Here is a 23,127-nt window from a genome sequence, read left to right as displayed (position 1 = left end):
CACCTGTGTAATAAACAATGCAAAAACAGGTTGCGATCAAATTCAACTCTGGAGAGTTATAGATGAGTATTATTAAAGAATTTAAAGAATTTGCCATCAAAGGCAATATGATGGATTTAGCGATTGGTGTCATCATTGGTGGCGCTTTCGGTAAAATCATTGATTCATTGGTGAAAGATATTGTGATGCCGGTGATTTCATGGATCTTGGGTGGCAATGTAGATTACACCAACTGGTTCCTTATCCTCGGTGATAACCCGAACAATGTGACGACGTTGAAAGCGGCACAGGATGCAGGACTGAATGTCTTTGCGTATGGTAGCTTCTTAACGATCCTGATTAACTTCTTGCTATTAGCATGGGTTGTGTTCTTGTTGGTGAAAGTGATGAACCGTATTCGTAAACAAGAAGAGGCTGCACCAGAGCCAGAAGCAACACCTGAAGATGTTCAATTGTTACGTGAAATTCGTGATGAATTAAAAAAACAAGGCTAAGTTAGCTCGAATAAGAAACGGCATCTGAGGTGCCGTTTTTTATTGCTTATTGGAACAGGATCGTGATGTAAAAATCGTCATTTTTCATAGAAAAAATGCTGCTTTCATTTTAAGATGCTGTGCATATTGTGAGAGGGATCAACCAACATGAACCGATTATTTGTATATGGTACATTATGCCCAAATCGAGAAAATGCCCATATTTTGGGAGAAATCGGTGGAGACTGGCAGCAAGCTTCGGTGCATGGCACGATTCATATTCTAGATTGGGGGCCAGATGAAGGCTTGCCTGCCATCGTTCTGAATGAAGCAGATCCACTGGTTGGGGGATATGTGTTTAGTACCGAGAAATTGAAACAGCATTGGCAAATGCTGGATGATTTTGAAGGGATACAATATCAACGTGTAAAGACTCAGGTTCAGTTGTCTAATGGTGAAATGACATTGGCATGGACCTATGTGATGAGGCCGCAGGATTAAAAGGTTTATTCTCGGAACTGGCTGTTGAGCTTAAATCTAAATTTAAGCTCAAGTAGACCGATTATCTCAAACTGCCCATACGGAATTTGACTTCAACCAAATGAAAACCAAACTGGCTTTTAATCGGACCATGTAAAATACGTTCTGCTGCGCTAAAGACCAGTTTATCGATGACAGGCACCAACTGACCTTTTTTCACCTCGCCGAGTTCACCACCGCGTTTAGCTGAGTTACAGGTTGAATATTGCTTGGCGACTTTGCTGAAATCAGCACCAGACTGAATCCGCTTTTTTAGCTGCTCAGCTAAATCTTTATCTTTGACGAGAATATGTCGAACAATCGCAGTTTGCATGATTTGTTCTCCTTGGGGATATTTGAATAAGCCTAAGCTTTTTTAAACTTCAATGGTTGGCATTGCGGGCAAAATACGCTGGCACGTTGACCGAGCTTCAAGTTTTCCAGGGTGGTTTCGCAATTTACACACATTTCGCCTGCACGCCCATAGGCCAAAAGCGTCTGTTGAAAATAACCATTTTCACCCATGGCATTGCTATAGTCACGCAAGGTAGAGCCACCAAGGTCAATCGCCTGTTTTAAGATGCGTTTAACTTCAATGACCAGTTTTTCTACCTGTGCTTTGCTCAGCGTTGAAGCTGGCTGGGCTGGGTGAACCCCGATGTTGAATAAACTTTCGGTCGCATAAATATTGCCGACACCAACCACCACATGGTTATCCATCAAAGCAATTTTAATGCCGACATTCTTTTTACTCAGTTTTTCACGTAAGTAAGTCGCGTTAAAATCTTCACTGAGTGGCTCAGGACCGAGTGTGTCGATCAGTTTGCTTTGATTGGCTTGATCTAACCACAAAATACAGCCAAAGCGACGTGGGTCGTGATAGCGGAGTTGCAAATCCTCAAAATCAATCACCAGATGATCATGCTTTCTCAGCGCTTCATTGGGTTGACACAAACGGAAGCTGCCCGACATACCCAAATGCCAGAGCATTTGATCTTGTTCAAATTCGGCCAGAATATATTTAGAGCGGCGTTTCAGTTGCGTTAGACGTTGTCCAACCAGTTTGTCGAGATCGTTGGGAATTGGCCAGCGTAAACTCGCATTCAATACGGTGACTGCTTGAACACGTTGCTCTAAAAGAGGGAGAAGGCTGGTTTTGGTGGTTTCAACTTCAGGAAGTTCAGGCATATAGAGCTCAAGTTGTTTCAACAACAATACAATGAGGGTAAATGTTTCACTTACAATTATGACGGTATTTAATTTTATTTGCCAATGCAGATCGGTAACGTTCTTGATGATGGCTGTAAAAGTTAAATAGGTAAGATCAATATAAAATAATCAAATTCTTACATTTTAGAGTCATTTTTGAAATTTTGAGAAATAAGGAATCTTCATGCCTTCTCCGAAAATTAATCTCTTATACAGTTGCATCGCAATGTGTATGGGGGTGGGTAGTAGCGCTGTCTGGGCGATTGAATCTGATGCTGAGCAAGCTGTGCAATTGCCATCAATTAAAGTTGAAGCAACACGCACCGACACCACATATATGCAAACACCAGCCTCGATTTTTAGGGTGGATATGCCTAAAAACGATCAATCAGCACAAGTGAATTTAACTGAAGTTGTGAAGGGAATTCCGAGTCTTCAATTACGTAATCGTGAGAACTACGCACAGGATTTGCAACTGTCAATGCGTGGTTTTGGTGCGCGCTCTACTTTTGGCGTTCGTGGCATTCGTTTATATACCGATGGTATTCCGGCAACGATGCCTGACGGGCAGGGGCAAACCTCAAATATTGATTTAAGCAGTTTGAGTCATATTGAAGTCTTAACAGGGCCATTTTCTTCGATTTATGGCAATTCATCGGGCGGGGCGATTCTGGCAACAACCAGAGAAGGTCAGGGTAAAGACTCGATTGAAATGAGTTATGCCGGAGGCAGCCACAATAAGAATCGTGCGGGTATTGTGTTGCAAGGTGGTGCTAAAAATCAAAATGAACCGAGTTATGTGATTAGCTCATCTTATTTTGATACCGATGGTTTTCGAGACCATAGCGGGGCAAACAAAGTTTTAAGCAATGCAAAACTGACGTGGAATTTGGATGATGGTAGTAAGATTAACTGGATCACTAACTACGTCAAGATTGATGCTGATGATCCTGGTGGCTTAACACGAGCAGATTGGGAAGTGAATCCAAGACAAGTGGCAAAAAATGTTTTGGATTACAATGCACGTAAAAAGATTGATCAAACCCAAACAGGGCTTACATGGTCAAAACCAATCAATGACCAAAATGAACTGTATGCGATGGCCTACATTGGGCAACGTCAAGTAACACAATATCAATCGATTCCAGATATGGTTCAAAAAAATCCAGCGACACCGTATCAAGCTGGTGGAGTAATTGATTTTAAACGTGATTATTATGGTGCAGACTTCCGCTGGACAGGGAAGGACTTACTACCGAATACCCAGTTCAGTGCAGGTGTGGCAATTGATGCGATGAATGAAGGTCGACAAGGCTATCAAAACTTTAATGAGACTGGGGATAAAGGGGTAAAAGGAGCCCTGCGCCGTGATGAGCGTAATACCTTGTGGAATGTCGATCCTTATTTACAGGCTTCATGGTCTTTTTTACCAACGATGCGTCTAGATACAGGTGTGCGTTATAGTAATGTGCATTACGAATCGAAAGATCATTATATTGTTGGTTTGAATGGGGATAATAGTGGCAAAACTAGCTATGAAGAAGTATTACCTTCAGTGGCTCTAAGTTGGCAAGTTATTCCAGAAGCTTTACTCTATGCAAGTTATGCCAAAGGTTTTGAAACGCCAACATTCACTGAGATGGCTTATCCTGCAAAAGGTGGCAGCAGCACGCTAGACTTAAGACCGTCAAAAAGTGATAACTATGAGGTGGGGCTAAAATCTTCAAATGTGTTAGGTGATTTTAATTTGGCTACATTCTACATTCAAACCAAGGATGACATTGTTGCAGCTGAAAATATTGGTGGCCGTGCAACTTTTAGGAATGCAGATAAGACTTTACGCAAAGGTGTTGAGTTGGCTTGGAATAAAGCACTTTGGAAAGATTTGGCCATCAATGCCAGTTATGCCTATTTAGATGCGACCTTTGATTCTAAAGTTCCTGCGGTTGGAAAAGTTGCTGAAATTCCTGAGGGAAATGCAATTCCTGGAATCGCAAAGAGCCAAGCTTTTATTGGTGTAGCCTGGAAACCTGAGCAGGGCTTTTATGCAGGTGCAGATGTGCAGTATATGGATAAAGTGTATGTCAATGATATTAATAGTGATGCAGCACCAAATTACACGGTCGCGTCATTGTATACTGGATATGCTTGGAAATATGCAGACTGGGGAGTGAATGGTTTTGCACGCGTAGATAACCTGTTCGATAAAAACTATGCAGGCTCGGTGATTGTTAACGAAGGAAGCAACCGCTTCTTTGAACCCGCAGATGGGCGTAATTGGAGTGCTGGGATTAAAGTCAGCAAACAATTCTAAGTGAAAACAAGCAGCACTTTGTAAGTGCTGCTTTTGGTTTTTTATTTTTTAGTTGGTGCTGCTTTTTTCGCAGCAATGGCTTCGTTAACTTTGACTAATGATTCTTTCGCATTTGGATAGTCCACTGCCGCTAAGCGTGAAAAGATATTTTTTGCCTGCTCTAAATCCTGATCGATAATACTGCCATTGGCAAGCATATTGCCCAGAATCATGAGAGAGGGTGCATAATCCTTTTTGGCAAGATCCTTTAAGCTCTCAATCGCTTGCTGTTGCATAAATGGATTCTTATTCTTCACCCCAATACCAAGGTCGTACACTGCTTTTAGATTTTTTGCAGGATAATAATCTTTTCTCAATAAAGGCAATAATTTCTGAATGGCAAGTTGGTCGTATTCAGGTTTTCCTTGGCGGAATAGGAGATCTGCAAACTCAACGGTTGCTTCATCTGAGCCTTGAATCGAGGCTTTCTCTAAATATTCTTTATATTTTTGTGGGTTCTTACCTAGGCCAAGCGTGCCTTTGTGGTAGGCCTGCGCAAGACTAAAGCTGGCTGGGCCATAGCCCTTAGTTGATGCATCTTGATAATATTGTAATGCTTTTTTCTCATCTTTTGCGGTACCTTGACCTAGCTGAGTCATATAGCCAAGATTATAGATCGCTTGTTGATTGCCAGTTGTGGCTAAACGTTGCATTTCTTGAAAGGCAGCAGCATAGTCCTTTGCTTCGTAAAGTTGGGTTGCTTTTGTAAATATAGGATCAGGTTTAATGGTCGATGTTTTTGTGTCTGCTGCGAAAGCACTATGACTAACAACAGTAATTAAACTCGCGATGAGCAATTTTTTCATGTTTATTTTCCTTTCATGTTGATCTGCTTTCATCCTTTGCATAGCAGAACTCAATATGCTGCCCTCATCATAAAAGTTTGGGCAAAAATGTAAATAAGGATTTTGTATAAATCGGAGTGGGAAAAAGAGGTAGCGGTATTTTGTTTTTATTAAAAAATATATAGATCAATCGACTAATGAGCATTTAAGTCAGGGAGCTTGAGAGTCTTTTGTGTCAAAAGAGTCAACAAGCTCCTAAATTTAACTTTATTTTTTGCTGCTGGCTTCTTGTAAAAGCTGTTCAATTTGTTCTGCGTTTTGTGGGCTACCAGAGAGTCTGGTGCCATTTTGTAAGAATAAAGTTGGGGTACCATCAATTTGCAATTTTTGACCCAATACCAAGTTCTTCTGGATTGGTGTTTCACATTGTGTGGTATTTTTGGGAGCCTTGCGGTGTAGCATATAATCCTCCCAAGCCTCATATTGATTCTTAGCGCACCAGATTTTATTGGCAACGGCTTCTGCCTGAGGATGTAATCTCTTCAATGGAAACAAGAATAAATACACGGTGACATTATCTACTGAGGTCATATGTTGTTCAAGTTTTTGGCAATAAGGACAGTCAGGATCGCTAAAGACATAAAGAATACGCTCTCCCTTGCCTTTGACATATTTGATTGCTTGATCAAGTGGCAGTTGTTTAACATCAATTTTTGTTAACTCAGACAAACGATCTTCTGTTAGATTCTTCTTGTTTTTGACATCGAGAAGGTTGCCGAAAAACAGGTATTTGGCTGTTTCATCGGTATAGATAATTTTGCCAGCCGCATAGACTTCATAAATACCTGGTAAGGGTGAGGCAGATACAGACGTTACTGGAATATCAGGTTAGTTTTTCTTGAAATTTTGTTCGAGTGCTTTGCTATCGGCATGTAATGTTTGTAAGCCAAAAAGGCTAAGCGTGATAGCGGATAACCATGTTTTGATCGTTATTTTCATGTGGAATCGATTGTGTTGAGAATATAGGAACAATAACGTTGATTTAAACTTTCGACAAGAACAGCGATAAAACTTTATTTTAAATAAGGCTGCATATCAAAAAACCTCTAGAAACAGAGGTTTTTTGATAGAGATATCAAGAGCAGAATACAGTATTACTGTGGTCGAGCGACATCACCATTCAGTGCTTCAGGCAGCTCTAAAACAGTTACACCGAGTTCTGTTAAAGCGGCGGGTTTGGCAATCACAAGTGCTAAATAGCCTTGTTCAAACGCAATACTATTCACCACTTCAACATCTTTGCTGAGCTGAGTTGCCGGGGCAGGTAGATCACCTTTGGCTTGAATTAAATGCAACCAGTGTTTTGGTTTGGCTTTAAACCAAAGACGTGCCACGATTTCTTGGCCAAGATAACAGCCCTTATCAAAATGTACGCCATCGCGTTGGTGCAATCGTAATTCTTGTGGTTGGAATAAGTGTTCTGTCGTTTGACTGATCCAAGCTTGCCCGGACTGAATTGCCTGAACTTGCCAAATATTGATATCGCGTTCTGCTGAAGAAAACTCAGTTTGAATGCCGTTTACTGTTGGGTAAACCATACCGATTGGTTCTAATTTCATTTTAGAAAAAGCACCAAACTTTTTAATATGCTTAGCAAATTCCTCAGCTTGGTCTTGGGTCGTAATGAGTTCAAAGCTTTCGGAACTTAGTCTTTTAATCCATAACCCAAAATGAATGCGTCCTTTTAAATCACAAATAGCGGTATAGCGATTTTCATTTTCAGGTATCCGTTCGACATGGATGGTCACCTGACCTTGTAAAAATTTCTGTGCATCTACACCATTTAAGCTAAAAGCAGTAAAAGCAAGCTGGCTCATAGATCAATCCTAAATCTGCGTTCTGATCACTAAAATATGGATTGTTATTTTGCGCCATTTTTCACAAAAAAGCAGCTTTAGATTCTCGATAATCGTGCTCAAATGAGCGATTGAAGGCATAGCATTTGTACAACAAATCGCTATGATAAATCGATCCATTAGAAGAAGAGTAAGATTGGAGAAGAATAATGACGGGTACAGTAAAATTACATCGCGTGTTGAATGCGCCACCTGCTCGGGTTTTTAAAGCCTTTTTAGATCCTGATGCCTTGGTCAAATGGTTACCACCGCATGGATTCACTGCAAAAGTCCATCATCTTGATCCGCAAGAGGGGGGGAGCTATAAAATGTCATTTACCAATTTTTCAACGGGACGTTCGCATGCTTTTGGTGGAACCTATGTCGAACTGGTTCCCAATGAACGCTTGCGCTATACCGATCGTTTTGATGACCCGAACCTGCCTGGCGATATCCAAGTCACGGTTCAACTTAAACAAGTGTTGGTTGGTACGGAAATCCATATTACCCAAGAAGGCATACCCGATGTGATTCCAGTTGAAGCGTGTTATTTAGGTTGGCAAGAATCATTGTATTTGCTTGGCTTATTGGTACAGGCTGAGATACCAGATCAGCAATAGAACAGAAAGAGCTTAAAAGTACAGTGGATGATAATGACATCGGGGGATGCTATGTCAGAACAAGCGATGGTTGAGCACCGTGAACAGCTTGCACGTATCGCAATGCGGGAGGCTTTAGAAAACCAACAGGCCGAAGACAGTGTGGAGTTGTTTATTCAACACCATCTTGAGGAGGTTGAACCTGCATATTGGCAAAAACATTTTGGGACATCAACGCCAACATCGTTGCAGGTGCTGGAGTTCTTGGTCTTAGATCATCAATGGGAGGAGGATGGCTTAGAACCACATGACATGCTTGATTTTACCTTGCCTGATGAAATCACCAATTATGTGATTTGTGTAAGCTTTGATGCAAAAGGGCAGGTGATTGATATCGCGATGGAAAGTTAAATAGAAGTGAGTGAAAGGGAGCGCGTGTGCAAATCCAGATTAAACGTATTTATGATCCTGTCGCTATTTCCGATGGCAAACGTGTCTTGGTAGATCGTTTATGGCCGCGAGGAATTTCCAAAGAACGAGCACATTTGGATTTATGGCTCAAGGAAATTGCGCCCTCAACCGAATTGCGACAGGCATTTTGTCATCAGGCCGAGCATTGGCTGAGTTTTCAGCAGGGCTATTATCAAGAGTTAAGTGATAATCCACATGTTCAAGAACTGAGAGAGATGGCCAAACAGCAACCTTTAACGCTGATTTATGCGGCCAAAGACCCTGCCTTGAATCATGCTTTGGTACTGAAGAATTATCTACTTGGGAAAGAGATTCAAGGCTGAAATTTTGAAAAAATAGCGTCTATCCATCATAATAGCCTTTTGAGTTTTTTTTATGTCTTTTCCAAATTGCCCACAATGCCAATCAGAATATACTTACCAAGATGGCGATTTATTGATTTGTCCTGAATGTTCACATGAATGGAAGGAAGGGGAGGCTGTTGCTTCAGAAGTACAGGACATTATTAAAGATGCCAACGGAAATGTCTTGGCAGACGGTGATAGTGTAACGGTCGTGAAAGATCTAAAAATTAAAGGTTCATCTTCTGTGGTGAAGGTTGGAACAAAGGTCAAAAGCATTCGCTTGGTTCCTGATGCAAGTGATGGTCATAACATTGATTGTAAAATTGATGGTGTTGGTGCGATGAAACTTAAGTCCGAATTCGTGAAAAAAGTTTAATCATCTGATCTAAAAAGGAGTATGTAGATGCTCCTTTTTAGATTTCGTTTGGAGGTGCAATTATTTTCCTCATCTGCTATTTAATTGATCATTTTAATTAAAAGTATCGGGCTGTTATGATCAAGAAAATAGCTGTTAATAGGTCGGGAAATAATAAGGTGTGATCTTGATTAAAATATAAGATATTGATTTGTTATTAATAATAATTATATTTTTGTGATGCATGCTGCGATTCACAGTTTTTTACATAACCAGCAACTTTTTTCAGTAGAAAAATTTATACTTGAAATTTCACCCAATAAATAGATCTAATAAATGAAAATTGACCGCCCTTGGAATAATGAATACCAGAAGTATAATATTGCCCATCAATTACAATTGCCTGCCCAGCATGAATCTTTACTTGAGATGCTGGAGCAATCTTTTCAGCAATACAGGAATGCTGCTGCTTTTATTTTTTATGATCAAATCCTTTCTTTTACTGAACTTGATCAGCTTAGTCTTCGATTTGCCAGTTATTTACAACAGTTAAATTTAGCTCAGCAAACCCGTATTGCAATCATGCTCCCGAATTTACTGCAATATCCAGTCATTGCCTGTGCCATTCTTCGTGCGGGTTATATTGCAGTTAATGTGAATCCTCATTATACCACCCGTGAACTTCAGTATCAGCTCAATGATTCTGGCGCAGAGGTCTTGATTATTATTGATGATGCGATTCCAACTTTTCAGCACATTGAAGCACAAACCAAGGTCAAGACGATTATCCAGACCTCGATTTCGGATTTATTGACGGAGGAAACAGTATTTAAATATCCACACCTGCAAGAAAACAAAGTGATTCAACATGAACTCATCGGTAAGGTATACCAATTTAAAAGCATCATGAATGAGTTGAGTTCTACGCACTATCAACGACCAGAACTCCAGCTGCATGATATTGCCTTACTGCAATATACAGGTGGCACGACGGGCCTTTCAAAAGGCACGATCCTAACGCATGGCAATTTATTTATTAATACCTTACAGATGGATGCCGCTTTTTCTTCAAATTTATTGTTATCGTCTCAAGGTGGCAGTAGTCGAATTTTATGCCTTCTGCCGTTTTATCATATATTTGCTTTTTCTTTCAGTATCTTATATAGCCTTTATTCAGGCCAGACTGTGGTGCTCATATTGAATCCGCGCGAGATCAATTACATTCTAGACACTTGGCGCCGTTACTCTCCAAATGTATTTCCTGGTGTCAACACGATATTTAATACCCTCGCCAATCAACCTGATTTTAAGGAAATAGATTTTTCTGACTTCAAACTGGCTGTGAGTGGTGGAATGCCGACGTTACAGGCAACAGCAGATTTATGGCAGCAGTTAACGGGCAATATTATTTGCGAGGTCTATGGTCTTTCTGAGACAGGGCCATTAGCTACTTTTAATCCGAAAGGGCAAACTACTTTTAGTGGCAAGGTGGGTATCCCTGTCCCTTTAACTGATGTGGTGATTATTGATGAGCATGGCAATCAACTGCCTTATGGCCAACCTGGCGAAGTGGCCATACGTGGCCCGCAAGTGATGCAGGGTTATTGGCAGAAAATAGAAGAAACAGCACAGGTCATGACTCGGGATCAACTGTTCCGTTCAGGTGACATTGGCATAATGGATGAGCGGGGATATATTGAACTGATTGATAGAAAGAAAGATATGATCGTTGTTTCTGGGTTTAATGTTTATCCAAGGGAAATTGAAGAGGTTGTGGCCCAATATTATAAAGTGCTCGAGGTGGCTGCGATTGGGATAAAAGATGAAAAATCAGGTGAAGTTCCGAAAATCTTTATTGTCAGTAAAGATCCATCTTTAACGGAAGATGAAATTCTAAGCCATATAAGAGCCAATCTGACTGCCTATAAATGTCCAAAATATATTGAGTTTGTGCATGAGCTACCTAAATCAAATATTGGAAAAATACTACGCCGACATTTAAAAGAACAGCAGTAAGGGGAGCTGGCTTCGGCTTCATTTTACAGTTTGGTGTATTTGGTTAATTACCAAAATTGAACAAAAAACAATCTTTTTAAAGTGAGATAGCTGAACTATATTGGTGGAGATAACAAACAATGATTAACTCCAATAAATAGAGGTTCTTATGTCAGGGTGGTTCGAAGTCAGTAAAGCAAGTGATGGGCAATATCGTTTTGTACTCAAGGCAGGAAATGGTGAGCCAATTTTAAATAGTGAATTATATAAAACCAAAGCAGCAGCATTGAATGGGATCGCATCAGTACAGAAAAATAGTCCTGATGATGGTCGATATGATCGCTTAACCTCGAAGAATGAAAAACCATATTTTAATTTGAAAGCAGCCAATCATCAGGTGATTGGAACCAGTCAGCTGTATTCCAGTGAGCAGTCGCGTGATAAGGGAATTGAATCGGTGAAAACCAATGGCCCATCTGAAACCATTAAAGATTTAACTGTTTAATCAATAAAAAAGCCGTTTCAATGAAACGGCTTTTTTATCTCTGGAATTCAGATTAGCGGATCAATTTCGCCAATAATTCTTCTTTATTGAGGTTGCTTGCTTCAGCGTCACGACGGCCTTTGTATTCGAAGGTACCTGCATCGAGACCTTTTTCACCAATCACGATACGGTGTGGAATCCCCATCAATTCAAGATCAGAGAATTTTACGCCCGGACGTTCGTTACGGTCATCCAGTAGGACATCATAACCCTGTGCTTGTAATTCTGCATACAGTGCTTCAGCAGCTTCGAGGGTGCGTGGTGATTTATGGGCATTCATTGGCACAATCGCAACTTCAAAAGGTGCAATGGCTTGAGGCCAGATAATCCCTTTATCATCAAAGTTCTGCTCAATAGCGGATGCGATCACACGAGTCACGCCGATCCCATAGCAACCCATGGTCACGGTGAGTGGTTTGCTATCTTCACCCAGCACTTTACAGTTTAATGCTTCTGAGTATTTGGTACCCAGCTGGAAAATATGACCAACTTCAATCCCGCGTTTAATTTGAATTGTGCCTTTACCATCTGGAGATGGATCGCCTTCAACCACATTACGTAGGTCAAAGACTTCGGTAAATGTCGCATCACGATCCCAGTTTACCCCAGTTGCGTGCTTGTCGACTTCATTTGCACCGGCAACGAAGTCAGACAATACCGATGCAGCACGGTCTACAATCACGGTGAGCCCTTTTTCAACTAAGCCTTGTGGGCCGCAGAAGCCTGCGGTCAAGCCATGCTGTTGCAATTGTGCTTCAGTTGCAAATGTTAAAGGAGCGGCAATCAATGGATGCTTTTCAGCTTTAATATCATTGAGTTCGTGGTCACCACGTAAGAACAGGGCAACTACAGGTGTATTGCCTTTTTCATCTGTTGGACCTTGTACCAATAATGCTTTGACTGATTGTTTTGCATCGGCATTTAAGAACTGGCAGACATCAGCAATGGTTTTTTGATTTGGGGTGTCAACCAAACTGTAGGCTTGAGTTGCGGCAGCACGTTCACCGACCAAAAGCGCTTCAGCCATTTCAACATTGGCTGCATAGTCAGATTCAGTAGAGAAGGCGATATCATCTTCACCGCTGGCAGCAAGGACATGAAACTCGTGTGATGCAGAACCACCAATTGAACCTGTATCTGCTTGTACTGGACGGAAATCCAGACCCAGACGGGTGAAGATACGGCTATAGGTGTCATACATCACATCATAGGTTTCTTGTAATGATGCTTGATCGATGTGGAAAGAATAAGCATCTTTCATGATGAATTCGCGAGAACGCATTACACCGAAACGTGGACGAATTTCATCACGGAATTTGGTTTGAATTTGATAGAAATTCAATGGCAATTGTTTATAGCTTTTCAGTTCATTACGTGCCAAATCAGTAATGACTTCTTCGTGGGTTGGTCCAAGCACGAATGGATTGTCATGACGATCTTTAAAGCGTAAAAGTTCTGGGCCATATTGTTCAAAACGGCCAGACTCTTCCCAAAGCGCTGCTGGCTGGGTCACCGGCATGAACACTTCCAATGCGCCAGAGCGATTCATTTCTTCACGTACAATCGCATCTACTTTCTTTAAAACACGCGTTCCCATGGGCAACCAAGAGTATAAGCCAGAAGCGAGTTTACGAATCATCCCCGCACGTAACATGAGCTGATGAGAAATGACCTCAGCATCATTTGGGGTTTCTCTTAACGTTGCAAATAAAAAGCGGCTTGCGCGCATGGAAACTGTCCTAAAGTTAAGTGTTATTTAAAAGGTGCTACAACAACGAGCAAAATAATATGCTCAGTTTTGAGCAATGGGCATTATGACATGAATCATTCAATTTGGCGCAGTATAAAGTATGGCTGGGTATTTAAATATTGGAATTGTTTAAAATTTAATGTCGAGATTGTAAAAGGGCGTATTGATCAAGTCGGACCGAGTGCATTTAAACGCTGGATAATATCGCTATATTCCACTTCGGTCTTGTGATAGGCATTACGTAAGCTTTCCACGGTTTTTTTGATGTTCTCAATATTTTGTGCATTATTTTCCAGATTGCTTTTGAGCTGTGTTGGCAGTACTTCACCTTTGCGGTGGTATTCCATTTCCTGACGTTTAAAAGCGATTTTATCCTTTTGCAATTGCTGTAATTGTTCTTGCTGGTAGTTCAGCTGCTTTTTCAGGTTGGCCAAGATCTGATCGCGTTTTGTTGCCGCAATTTGTGGACTGCCATAGGCGCGTTTCAGTCTGAGGTCCTGTTCCCGACGACGTGCCACCGATTCCCGTTGCGCGGATTGCTGGGCATCTGCCGCTGCGTTATAGGGGCTATTCCGCTTGATCACCTGCATATTGCGATCTAATGCTTCATAACCATATCGAATGTGGTTGGGGGACACGGAAGTGCTGACATTGGCAACGCCGTTTTTGTCATAGTAGCGATACCAGACCGCTTTGGCGGGTTCTGCTGCAAATACATTAGAATGGCCGACAAAAAGCAATAGAAAAAACGAACAAATGTAAGTACGAGTAATCGTTGTAAAGTGACCCGTGCGAAAATCGCACTTTAACGAACCAGTCATTACATTCCCCGAAAAAAAGTTAATTAAATCACTTATTTTTAAATAATAATCAGTTGTATATTAGTGCTAATTTATACATTTAAAAATAGTTATTCAGCAAAAAAATTAGGAATTTAATCAAAAGTGTGAACTGTTTACGATTGTTTAGAGAAACTGATAGGTTGGTTCAAAAAACTTCATTGATAATGCAAGTAAAGATATGTTAAAAATATCAACTAATCTGTATAAAACAAATTAAACCAACCATAATTTGTATTGAGTAATTGGGGCGGGACAATAAATGGAAGATAAATTTCAAAATTTAAAGGTGATGGTGATTGACGATTCAAAAACGATTCGTCGTACAGCTGAAACGTTATTGCAACGTGAAGGTTGTGAAGTCATTACCGCTGTTGATGGCTTTGAAGCATTGTCAAAAATTGCAGAAGCCAATCCTGATATCGTTTTTGTTGACATTATGATGCCTCGTTTAGACGGTTATCAAACCTGTGCATTGATTAAAAATTCCCTAAGTTATCAAAATATTCCAGTGATTATGCTATCAAGCAAAGACGGTTTGTTTGACCAGGCAAAAGGGCGTGTTGTGGGGTCGGATGAATATTTAACCAAGCCATTTAGTAAAGATGAGTTGTTAAACGCGATTCGCAACCACGTAAGTGCATAATAAAAGTTAAGATTGAGGAAAAAATGGCTCGCATACTTATTGTAGATGATTCACCTACAGAAACATTTCGCTTTAGAGAGATTTTGACAAAGCACGGTTATGACGTTATTGAAGCGACCAATGGTGCTGATGGAGTCACGATGGCTCAAGCTGAATTGCCAGATTTGGTGCTGATGGATGTGGTAATGCCAGGGATGAATGGCTTTCAGGCAACCCGTCAAATCAGTAAAGGTAAAGACACGCAACATATTCCTGTTGTGATCGTCAGTACCAAAGATCAGGCCACAGACCGTGTATGGGGTAAACGTCAAGGGGCTTGCGATTATTTGACTAAGCCTATTGATGAACAGCAACTTATTGATGTCATTAAACAATTATTAAGTTAATTTTTTGCTCAAGTTGAGCCTTCTCATTACTCAATACGGGATAGGGTATGGCAGCAAATGGATTTATCGAATTGCTTCGTTTATCCAAGCGAGGCAATAAACAATACACTTCAACTCAAAATGAAGTCAGTCGTTGGTCTGGTATCGCATTTGAGATGTTAGGGCAATATTTTGTTGCGCCTTTAGGGGAAATTTCGGAGGTGATTTATCCTCCGAAATATACACCAGTACCAAATACTCAGGCGTGGGTAAGAGGTTTGGCCAATATTCGTGGACGTCTGCTTTCAGTTTCTGATTTAACACATTTTATTTCAGGGCAACGGAGTCAGTTTTCACCAACGCAAAAAGTGATTTGTATTAGCCATCAAGACCATTATGTGGGGTTGGTCGTCGATCAGGTTTTGGGGATTCAACACTTTAACAAGAAGAGTTTTTTCTCTCAAAATAATGACCTAGATAATAAGCTGAAAGATTATTGCCAAGGTCATTTCCATCAACATAATCAACAATGGCATGTGTTTTTATTAAGTCGGTTGTTAAGCAATCCTCAATATATGAATGCATCAATAAAATTTATAAACTAATTCTACGCTACGGAACATAAACGCGTATTCAGGGGAGAAGCTGATATGGGCTTTAAACTTAAAAAAAAGAACGGCAATGGCGATAGTGCCGGGCTGAAAAAAGGCGGTGCGTTCTTAGATAATATTCGAACGCAACTTGACCAGTTTTCGCGCTTATTCGGTGAAACTGAGAAATCAAAACCGATTATCTATCGCGCTTTAATTGCTTTGGCCCTTGCAGTTATTCTCCTCATTTACTTATTCGTAAGTGTTCCTCGTTCGAATCAACTCACCCGTAGCTTGGGTGAGTTGCGTTTGTTATCACAAACCATTTCACGTCAAGCAACGGAAGCTACTGCATCTGGTACACCAGAAGCAATGAAGAAGTTGGTTGAGTCTGAAAAGCAATTTGCTGAAAACCTGAGCACTGTTGAAAGCGTGTATGGTAAAGGTTCTGATGAATACAAGAAGGTCAGTGGGCTTTGGGACAATGTCTCTAAAAACATTGACCTGATTGCATCGCAGCAAAAAGTTATTAACCAGCTTTACGATACCAACATCTCGATCAGTGAAACCATTCCTGAGATTCAGGCTGAATATAACTTGATGGTCGATCAGATGGTACGTGAGAACATGCCGAGTAGTCAGGTAATCATCACCAAGAACCAGGTGTTCATTGCCGAGCGTATTTTACGTTCGATCAACTCGGTACTGGTCGGGACAGATAACTCAAACGTTTCGGCGAATGACTTTGGTGCCGACATTGATACCTTTGGTGTGTATCTAAATGCCCAGCTGAATGGTAGTTCTGAACTGGGTGTAGACCGGATCAGTTCAGCCGCTTTACGTGAGTCTGTCGATAGTATTAAGTCTGATTATGATGCTGTATTGAAATCTGCAGCAGCAACGGTACTTCAAAACGCCAACCAGATCATGCGTGTACGCCAAGCATCTTCACAAATTTTCTCTCAGTCAGATGCGCTACTCACTTCACTTAATGATTTATCAAATAAATCTGAAGGTGGTTGGGCTAATGTGGTTGCAGGTATTGTTTTAATTCTATCGTTAGCGGCACTGGTTTTCTTTGTATTACAGCTCTTGATGTTACGTAGTAATACCGATAAAGAGCGCGTAACACGCTTACAAGATGAATATGACCGTAACCAAAATGCGATTTTGCGTTTACTTGATGAAATTGCAGACTTGGCAGATGGTGACTTGCGTTCATATGCAACGGTATCAGAAGATTTTACGGGGGCGATTGCCGACTCGATTAACTTTGCGATTGATCAGTTACGAGACCTTGTTTCCCGAATTACCGATACATCGCAAGAAGTTGCACGTTATACCCAAGATACTCAGAACATTACCAACCAGTTGGCAGAGGCATCTGAGCATCAGGCGCAAGAAATTGCAGGCGCATCCGCCGCAATGAACGAAATGGCACTGTCAATTGACCAAGTATCTGCCAACGCCTCTGAATCTGCTGACGTAGCACAACGTTCGGTACAAATTGCAACCAATGGTGCGCAAGTGGTAAACCGTTCGATCGAAGGTATGGATCACATTCGTGAACAGATTCAAGAAACGTCAAAACGTATTAAGCGTTTGGGTGAATCTTCACAAGAGATTGGTAACATTGTCTCGCTGATTAACGATATTGCCGACCAAACCAACATCTTGGCATTAAACGCTGCGATTCAGGCGTCGATGGCGGGTGAAGCGGGGCGTGGTTTCGCGGTCGTAGCCGATGAGGTACAACGTCTTGCAGAACGTTCTGCTTCAGCAACCAAGCAGATTGAAAGCCTGGTAAAAACCATTCAGACGGATACCAACGAAGCGGTAATTTCGATGGAACAAACCACATCGGAAGTTGTACGTGGTGCGAACTTGGCGAAAGATGCGGGGATTGCACTGGATGAGATTCAAACCGTATCGGGTGACTTGGCAAAACTAATTGCAAGCATTTCCGATGCAGCAAAACTTCAGTCTGCCTCTGCCAGTCATATTGCCACGACGATGAATGTCGTGCAGGAAATTACTTCACAAACCACAACAGCAACGTTTGATACAGCGCGCTCAGTATCTGAGTTGGCAAACATGGCTGAATCATTACGTGAGTCTGTAACTGACTTTAAGTTACCAGACTAAACCGAATTGGGAAGGCAGATGGGGGTGTCTGCCTTTCCATTTTTAAAGAGGTTGGATATCTCAACAAGGTGATGGCGCAGTGGAACTACATCTTGTGTGATAGATAGACGTAATTTTTACCCACATTGGTGGATAAAAACGAAAGAAGCAGCTATGAAACAAATATTAAAAACGTTAGTTGAAACGATGACGCTTCCTGAAGACAGTTATCTTGAACAAGATGCAGAGATTCTTGAGATTTTTATTGAAGAATTAGATGAAATCTTTGTTGAGTTAGAACCATTACTCGTTCAGTGGGCGGAACAACCACATCAGCAGAATGTGCTGAGCGATATTCGCCGCCATTTCCACACCTTAAAAGGTTCTGGAAGAATGGTGGGAGCTAAATCCTCAGGTGAGTTGGCATGGACAGTTGAAGATACGCTGAATCGTGTTATCGCAGGCACGATTAGCTTGAATGCAGATATTCAACGTTATGTACAAACCGTGTTCAATATTTATCGTTTTAAACTTTGTCATGATTTTAAAGCGGTTCAACAGCATTTAATCGACTTTAGACCCTTGGTCGTGTTGGGACAGCAATTACAACAACAGCAAAGTCCTGAACCAGCCTTAGCGGAATTACTTCATCTTGCGACTGATTTAACCAGTGAAGAGCAAATGACTGGACTTGAGCAGGCGGAAGAGACAGCGGCCTCTGATCACGAACAGCAGCAGCTTGAGCCTGTATCTGAACTTGAATGGGCGGCACCGTTTGAAGATGAGGCACTGGCTAAAGAAACCTTGGCCATTTTCCAAGAAGAAGCCGAAGAACATCTGGCCACCATCGACCTGTTTTTGCAGAATGATCGCCCAAGTAACGATCATTATAATACCTTGATTCGTGCATTACATACTTTACGTGGCAGTTCTGCCATGGCGCATGTTAACCACGTTTTTGAGGCGAGCTCAAAAGTTGAGAATCTATTTAAAACCTTATTACAAGAAGAGCTGGATTCTAGTTCGGATGAAACGGCTTTGCTGACGCATTATGCGCAGTTCGTACGGGATTATTTGCACACATTAAAACAACAGGCTTCACAGCAGAAGCTGGACGAAATCTATCAGACTTTTAATGTTGCATGGGACAGTTACGATTTCCAGCTTGAAGAAAAGAATGGCGCTGCAATAAGACCACAAGGCTTGGTATCTGAGTTGCTTGAACTCAATATCAATGATCTTTTAGATGTTGAGTTTGATTTTGAGAGTCGTGCCCGTCAGGAATTCCCTCAATATCTTCAAGTGCTGAGTCAACAAACCGAGACTTTGCTACAGCATACGCATCATCATGCAACCATTGGGATGTATCAATATACCAGTCTGTTGCGTTCGAGCTATCAAGATCTGATTTTCAAGCCAAGTTTACTGCATTTGGATTATGCCTTTGAGTTGTACCACCAAGTTCATCAACAGTTTATTCAACTGTTTGATACTTTGGCGGCGGGACAGCGTGTCACTTTAACCAAAGTGCATGAACGTGTTTTAAATGAGTTGAGCTCCTTTACACAACAGAATGTTGAATCTTTGGATGACATATCGGTGGTAGAGGGCATACAGGCAGATGAAGACGAAGTCGCGCCTGAAGCTCATGCTAAAGTCCGTCCAGTTATTGAAACAGCGGATTTTGTCAGTCAATTTGCGCTCGATAAACAACAGCTTCAGTCCAGTGAAGCAAACCGTGACTTTGACCCTGATCTCGTGGAGATTTTCCTTGAAGAAGCGGATGAGCTACTTGGAGGAATTGATACTGACCTGAACACTTGGGCTACCGATCATCAAAATATCAATGCTTTAAAGAATCTGATGCGTTATTTGCATACCCTAAAAGGGGGAGCAAATATGATTCAGGCGCGTCATATTGGCTTGATTGCGCATGAATTAGAAACCCTCTATGAAAAGTTAATTCACCAGCAGATTCAGGCAACACCACAATTGATTACTGTGATTCGCTCAGTACAGGATGAGATTGCCGATCGTATCCAAACCATTCGTGATCAGCAAGTTGATTACCCTGCAACGCATACTTTAGCCGTGCTTGAGCAGTTATCGAAAACAACAGTTGTTGCTGAGCAGCTTGAACGTGAAACTGTAGCAATAACAGCGCCTGAGCAATTAAAAACTGCCGAAATGGAAGGCGGGGATGCGGAAGTTACGATTACTGCGACGCCGCATAAGGTTGAATCGATAACGACGACGATTGATGTTACTGCATTTGCAGCGCAACTCGCGCTGGATAAGCAGCAGTTACCGTCTGATCAGGCCAACCGTGACTTTGATCCTGACCTGATAGAGATTTTTCTTGAAGAAGCAGATGAGTTGCTGGTCGGGATTGATGCGGATCTGAATACGTGGACGACGGATCATCAAGATATTAATGCCCTCAAAAACCTGATGCGTTATTTGCACACCTTAAAAGGGGGTTCAAATATGATTCAAGCGCGTCATATTGGTTTGATTGCGCATGAATTAGAAACCATTTATGAAAAGCTGATCAACCAACAGATTCAGGCGACACCACAACTGGTTGCCATCATTCGTTTGGTACAGGATGATATTGCGGATCGTATTCAAACCATTCGTGATCAGCACACCGATTATCCATCGACCCATGTGGTGCAATTATTGCAACACGCTGATCGATCGGATGTTGCTTCTGTTGAGTCTGGGTTTGAAACAGCACCAGAGTTTGAAAGAGTTGAGTCGAGCCAAGTCGAGACTTTGCTGGAGCAGCCTGAGTCTGTCAAAACCGAAACGCTGGTCGATGAACAGTCTGTTGACGTTGAGTCAGCGTCTGAGCGGGTTGAAACCGAAGTTCTTGAGCATACTGCAGCAGCACAACTGCCGCAGACAGTGACGGAGCCTACGGATGATGACGTTCGTTCTCTGGTTGAGCAAACCTTCCTTGAAGAAGCTGAAGAACTGCTAGAACAAGCACAAGGCTTATTGAAGCAATGGTTTGAGCAACGGGGTAACCGTAGTTTATTACTACAGTTACAGCGTAATGCGCATAGTCTGAAAGGTGGCGCGCGCATGGCTGAAATGGATGCCATTGCGATTATCGCCTATCATTTAGAGAATGCTTTTGAGCAATTTGGTGTACATCATTTCAACTCGAATGTGTATGACAACCTGCTCAATACCGCATTGGCGTGGTTAAATGATGCCATCTCTAAACGTCAATATGCAAATTTTGACGGCTTGAAACAAAGCTTGGAGAAGATGGAGTTTGTCGATGTATCTGCACAACTTCCGCAGAAACTCTCGACCAAAGATATCTTTACGCCTGAATTTACCATGGAGTTTGTGCAGGGGGATGGCACTGAACCTCCATCGATGTTGGGTGAGTGGGAAACCACGGAACGCATAGAACAGAACAATGAAATGATTCGTGTCTCTGCTGAGGTCATCGAGAAGATGATTGACCTGTCAGGGGAAAATGCGATCAACCGTTCACGTATTGAGATGGACTTAGGTCAATTGGGCGGTACGTTGACGGAAATGGAATTGGCAATCAAGCGTTTGGCGGATCAGTTACGCCGAATGGAAGGTGAGTTGGAAAGCCAGATTATCGCACGACATGGTGGCGAAGAGGCACGTTATGCAGACTTTGACCCACTGGAAATGGACCAATATTCATCGTTGAATCAGCTGTCCAAATCACTGGCTGAATCGGCTTCGGATTTGGTTGATTTTAAAACCACACTGTCTGAAAAGATACGTGATACTGAAGGCTTACTACTACAGCAGTCGCGGATTCAAGCTGAAATTCAAGAAAGCCTGATGCGTACCCGTCTGGTTCCATTCTCTCGTCTATTGCCACGTCTGCAACGGATTGTGCGTCAAACCGCATCGACTTTGAATCGACCAACAGAACTGGTGGTGAACAATACTGAAGGTGAATTGGACCGCAGTATCCTTGAGCGGTTGGTTGCACCATTTGAGCATATGTTACGTAACGCGATTGACCATGGTATTGAAGACCGTGAACAGCGTTTACAAGCACAAAAACCAGAAACTGGGCATATTGTGTTGAACATTGGTCGCCAAGGGACAGATGTCGTGGTGACGTTCAGTGACGATGGTAAAGGGATTGATGTTAACCGCATCAAAGAAAAAGCGTTACAAACCGGCCTCATGACCAAAGATCAGAAACTGGATCAGGAAGAAATTCTACAGTTTATCTTCCATCCAGGCTTTAGTACTGCAACCCAAGTGACTCAAATCTCGGGCCGTGGTGTTGGCCTTGATGTGGTTCAGAGTGACATTAAAGCCTTGGGGGGGCATGTCAGTGTCGACTCTACGCTGGGTCAAGGGACAATCTTTACCATTCGCGTACCAACCACGGTTGCCGTCAGTGACGCCTTAATGGTAAAAGCAGGCGATCAGCAGTTTGCCTTCCCATTGGCTCAGATCGATCGTATTGTGCGTATCTCTCCATTGGCATTAGAGCAATACTTTGAAAGTCAGGATGACTATTTCACGATTGACCAAGAGCGTTATCGCTTACGCTACTTATCTGAGTTCGTTGCAGGACAGCCTGTTCCTCGCTTAAGTGGGGTGGTTCATTCTTTACCCGTGTTGTTGATTAAAGGTGCTCAAGGACAAACCACAGCCTTGTTGGTCGATCAGCTAATTGGTTCACGTGGGCAGATTGTCGTCAAACCTGTGGGGCAACAGTTCTCCAATATTGGGGTGATTGCAGGTGCAACGATTCTTGGTGATGGTCAGGTCTGTTTGATTCTGGATGGTCAAAATATTGCACGACAAGCACAGTCTACTGCGCGGAGTAAGCAGGCAGATGAGACATATAGCAAACAGCGTTATGATGAACGTCGCTTGATTATGATTGTCGATGACTCGGTGACGGTACGTAAAGTGACCTCACGTCTATTAGAACGCCAAGGTTATGATGTCGTGACCGCAAAAGATGGTGTAGATGCCATAGAGCAGCTTGAAACCGTGAAACCAGACCTGATGTTACTGGATATTGAGATGCCACGTATGGATGGTTTCGAAGTGTCGAATCTAGTACGACATCATGAAATACACCGCGACTTGCCGATCATCATGATTACATCGCGTACAGGTGAAAAGCATCGCGAACGTGCACTATCACTAGGTGTTAACCAATATATGGGTAAACCATTCCAAGAAGAAGCACTCTTGGAGAATATTGAAAGCTTACTTACGGTGCGCTAAGAGGTAAAAAAA

Annotated in this window: 20 protein-coding genes and 2 pseudogenes; 15 read left to right on the top strand and 7 right to left on the bottom strand. The window is 42.0% G+C overall.

The window, feature by feature from the left end; translation table 11 throughout:
* The first annotated feature begins 62 nt into the window (after positions 1-62).
* Positions 63-494, top strand: a complete 432-nt coding sequence (gene mscL / locus F907_RS16505; protein WP_005244106.1) for a large conductance mechanosensitive channel protein MscL — start codon at positions 63-65, stop codon at positions 492-494.
* A 147-nt stretch (positions 495-641) separates the two neighbouring features.
* Complete coding sequence (locus tag F907_RS16510; protein ID WP_016651133.1) at positions 642-974, top strand: gamma-glutamylcyclotransferase family protein; 333 nt, start codon at positions 642-644, stop codon at positions 972-974.
* A gap of 61 nt (positions 975-1,035) precedes the next feature.
* Here F907_RS16510 and F907_RS16515 read toward each other — a convergent pair whose 3' ends face one another.
* Both F907_RS16515 and mutM read right to left on the bottom strand, forming a co-directional pair.
* Positions 1,036-1,326 carry a peptidylprolyl isomerase gene (locus tag F907_RS16515; RefSeq protein WP_005269379.1) on the bottom strand — a complete coding sequence of 97 codons (291 nt, stop codon included), beginning with the start codon at positions 1,324-1,326 and terminating at the stop codon, positions 1,036-1,038.
* Positions 1,327-1,358: 32 nt separating this feature from the next.
* A complete protein-coding gene (mutM, locus tag F907_RS16520; protein WP_016651132.1) occupies positions 1,359-2,180 on the bottom strand; it encodes a bifunctional DNA-formamidopyrimidine glycosylase/DNA-(apurinic or apyrimidinic site) lyase in 822 nt (273 codons plus the stop codon).
* 205 nt (positions 2,181-2,385) lie between these two features.
* Between mutM and F907_RS16525 the strand changes: the two genes are divergently transcribed.
* A complete protein-coding gene (locus tag F907_RS16525; RefSeq protein ID WP_016651131.1) occupies positions 2,386-4,515 on the top strand; it encodes a TonB-dependent receptor in 2,130 nt (709 codons plus the stop codon).
* A gap of 41 nt (positions 4,516-4,556) precedes the next feature.
* Here the strand turns inward: F907_RS16525 and F907_RS16530 are convergent, their stop codons facing one another.
* The 3 genes and pseudogenes from F907_RS16530 to ygfZ form a co-directional block, all read right to left on the bottom strand.
* A complete protein-coding gene (locus tag F907_RS16530) occupies positions 4,557-5,360 on the bottom strand; it encodes a tetratricopeptide repeat protein (protein WP_016651130.1) in 804 nt (267 codons plus the stop codon).
* Between the two features lie 246 nt (positions 5,361-5,606).
* Positions 5,607-6,338 (bottom strand): annotated as a pseudogene (locus F907_RS0117805) (DsbC family protein).
* A 155-nt stretch (positions 6,339-6,493) separates the two neighbouring features.
* Complete coding sequence (gene ygfZ / locus F907_RS16535; protein ID WP_016651128.1) at positions 6,494-7,216, bottom strand: CAF17-like 4Fe-4S cluster assembly/insertion protein YgfZ; 723 nt, start codon at positions 7,214-7,216, stop codon at positions 6,494-6,496.
* Between the two features lie 188 nt (positions 7,217-7,404).
* Here ygfZ and F907_RS16540 point away from each other — a divergent pair, with 188 nt between their 5' ends.
* From F907_RS16540 to F907_RS16565, 6 genes are all read left to right on the top strand, one after another.
* A complete protein-coding gene (locus F907_RS16540) occupies positions 7,405-7,854 on the top strand; it encodes an SRPBCC family protein (RefSeq protein ID WP_005269398.1) in 450 nt (149 codons plus the stop codon).
* A gap of 27 nt (positions 7,855-7,881) precedes the next feature.
* A complete protein-coding gene (locus F907_RS16545) occupies positions 7,882-8,244 on the top strand; it encodes a DUF2004 domain-containing protein (RefSeq protein WP_050570454.1) in 363 nt (120 codons plus the stop codon).
* Positions 8,245-8,270: 26 nt separating this feature from the next.
* Positions 8,271-8,627, top strand: coding sequence for a DUF488 domain-containing protein (locus F907_RS16550; protein WP_016651126.1), 357 nt, complete (start codon positions 8,271-8,273; stop codon positions 8,625-8,627).
* A 52-nt stretch (positions 8,628-8,679) separates the two neighbouring features.
* On the top strand, positions 8,680-9,024 hold the full coding sequence (locus F907_RS16555) for a zinc ribbon domain-containing protein YjdM (RefSeq protein ID WP_016651125.1): 345 nt from the start codon (positions 8,680-8,682) through the stop codon (positions 9,022-9,024).
* 321 nt (positions 9,025-9,345) lie between these two features.
* Entirely contained in the window at positions 9,346-11,019 is a 1,674-nt protein-coding gene (locus F907_RS16560) for an AMP-binding protein (protein ID WP_032861690.1), read from the top strand.
* A 148-nt stretch (positions 11,020-11,167) separates the two neighbouring features.
* Positions 11,168-11,503, top strand: coding sequence for a YegP family protein (locus F907_RS16565; RefSeq protein ID WP_005269410.1), 336 nt, complete (start codon positions 11,168-11,170; stop codon positions 11,501-11,503).
* Between the two features lie 52 nt (positions 11,504-11,555).
* Here F907_RS16565 and F907_RS16570 read toward each other — a convergent pair whose 3' ends face one another.
* Together F907_RS16570 and F907_RS16575 are read right to left on the bottom strand one after the other, a co-directional pair.
* Positions 11,556-13,271: a proline--tRNA ligase gene (locus F907_RS16570; protein ID WP_016651123.1), complete on the bottom strand. Its 1,716-nt coding sequence runs from the start codon at positions 13,269-13,271 to the stop codon at positions 11,556-11,558.
* 188 nt (positions 13,272-13,459) lie between these two features.
* Positions 13,460-14,113: a hypothetical protein gene (locus F907_RS16575; RefSeq protein WP_016651122.1), complete on the bottom strand. Its 654-nt coding sequence runs from the start codon at positions 14,111-14,113 to the stop codon at positions 13,460-13,462.
* Positions 14,114-14,393: 280 nt separating this feature from the next.
* On the opposite strand from F907_RS16575, the gene pilG reads away from it, so the two are divergent.
* The 6 genes and pseudogenes from pilG to F907_RS16600 all read left to right on the top strand — a co-directional run bounded on the left by pilG (position 14,394) and on the right by F907_RS16600 (position 23,115).
* On the top strand, positions 14,394-14,777 hold the full coding sequence (gene pilG, locus F907_RS16580; RefSeq protein ID WP_005244059.1) for a twitching motility response regulator PilG: 384 nt from the start codon (positions 14,394-14,396) through the stop codon (positions 14,775-14,777).
* A 23-nt stretch (positions 14,778-14,800) separates the two neighbouring features.
* Positions 14,801-15,163: a response regulator gene (locus F907_RS16585; RefSeq protein WP_004652355.1), complete on the top strand. Its 363-nt coding sequence runs from the start codon at positions 14,801-14,803 to the stop codon at positions 15,161-15,163.
* A gap of 47 nt (positions 15,164-15,210) precedes the next feature.
* Positions 15,211-15,747, top strand: a complete 537-nt coding sequence (locus F907_RS16590) for a chemotaxis protein CheW (protein ID WP_005244057.1) — start codon at positions 15,211-15,213, stop codon at positions 15,745-15,747.
* A 45-nt stretch (positions 15,748-15,792) separates the two neighbouring features.
* The gene (locus F907_RS16595; RefSeq protein WP_016651121.1) at positions 15,793-17,877 is read left to right on the top strand and encodes a methyl-accepting chemotaxis protein; all 2,085 of its coding nucleotides are present in this window, start codon (positions 15,793-15,795) and stop codon (positions 17,875-17,877) included.
* A gap of 153 nt (positions 17,878-18,030) precedes the next feature.
* A pseudogene (locus F907_RS19415) lies at positions 18,031-18,562 on the top strand (Hpt domain-containing protein); the annotation flags it as partial.
* 83 nt (positions 18,563-18,645) lie between these two features.
* The gene (locus tag F907_RS16600) at positions 18,646-23,115 is read left to right on the top strand and encodes a hybrid sensor histidine kinase/response regulator (RefSeq protein WP_430622294.1); all 4,470 of its coding nucleotides are present in this window, start codon (positions 18,646-18,648) and stop codon (positions 23,113-23,115) included.
* Positions 23,116-23,127 lie beyond the last annotated feature (12 nt).

The organism is Acinetobacter colistiniresistens, from assembly GCF_000413935.1.
GTDB lineage: Bacteria > Pseudomonadota > Gammaproteobacteria > Pseudomonadales > Moraxellaceae > Acinetobacter > Acinetobacter colistiniresistens.
The sequence above is the reverse complement of the archived record's forward strand: the minus strand, read 5'-3'. Positions and strand labels throughout refer to the sequence as shown.

Bases quoted from the DNA above. Each gene is read 5' to 3' on its own strand.
- mscL (WP_005244106.1), top strand. From the start codon at position 63: ATGAGTATTATTAAAGAATTTAAAGAATTTGCCATCAAAGGCAATATG.
- F907_RS16510 (WP_016651133.1), top strand. From the start codon at position 642: ATGAACCGATTATTTGTATATGGTACATTATGCCCAAATCGAGAAAAT.
- F907_RS16515 (WP_005269379.1), bottom strand. From the start codon at position 1,326: ATGCAAACTGCGATTGTTCGACATATTCTCGTCAAAGATAAAGATTTA.
- mutM (WP_016651132.1), bottom strand. From the start codon at position 2,180: ATGCCTGAACTTCCTGAAGTTGAAACCACCAAAACCAGCCTTCTCCCT.
- F907_RS16525 (WP_016651131.1), top strand. From the start codon at position 2,386: ATGCCTTCTCCGAAAATTAATCTCTTATACAGTTGCATCGCAATGTGT.
- F907_RS16530 (WP_016651130.1), bottom strand. From the start codon at position 5,360: ATGAAAAAATTGCTCATCGCGAGTTTAATTACTGTTGTTAGTCATAGT.
- ygfZ (WP_016651128.1), bottom strand. From the start codon at position 7,216: ATGAGCCAGCTTGCTTTTACTGCTTTTAGCTTAAATGGTGTAGATGCA.
- F907_RS16540 (WP_005269398.1), top strand. From the start codon at position 7,405: ATGACGGGTACAGTAAAATTACATCGCGTGTTGAATGCGCCACCTGCT.
- F907_RS16545 (WP_050570454.1), top strand. From the start codon at position 7,882: ATGATAATGACATCGGGGGATGCTATGTCAGAACAAGCGATGGTTGAG.
- F907_RS16555 (WP_016651125.1), top strand. From the start codon at position 8,680: ATGTCTTTTCCAAATTGCCCACAATGCCAATCAGAATATACTTACCAA.
- F907_RS16565 (WP_005269410.1), top strand. From the start codon at position 11,168: ATGTCAGGGTGGTTCGAAGTCAGTAAAGCAAGTGATGGGCAATATCGT.
- F907_RS16570 (WP_016651123.1), bottom strand. From the start codon at position 13,271: ATGCGCGCAAGCCGCTTTTTATTTGCAACGTTAAGAGAAACCCCAAAT.
- F907_RS16575 (WP_016651122.1), bottom strand. From the start codon at position 14,113: ATGACTGGTTCGTTAAAGTGCGATTTTCGCACGGGTCACTTTACAACG.
- pilG (WP_005244059.1), top strand. From the start codon at position 14,394: ATGGAAGATAAATTTCAAAATTTAAAGGTGATGGTGATTGACGATTCA.
- F907_RS16585 (WP_004652355.1), top strand. From the start codon at position 14,801: ATGGCTCGCATACTTATTGTAGATGATTCACCTACAGAAACATTTCGC.
- F907_RS16590 (WP_005244057.1), top strand. From the start codon at position 15,211: ATGGCAGCAAATGGATTTATCGAATTGCTTCGTTTATCCAAGCGAGGC.
- F907_RS16595 (WP_016651121.1), top strand. From the start codon at position 15,793: ATGGGCTTTAAACTTAAAAAAAAGAACGGCAATGGCGATAGTGCCGGG.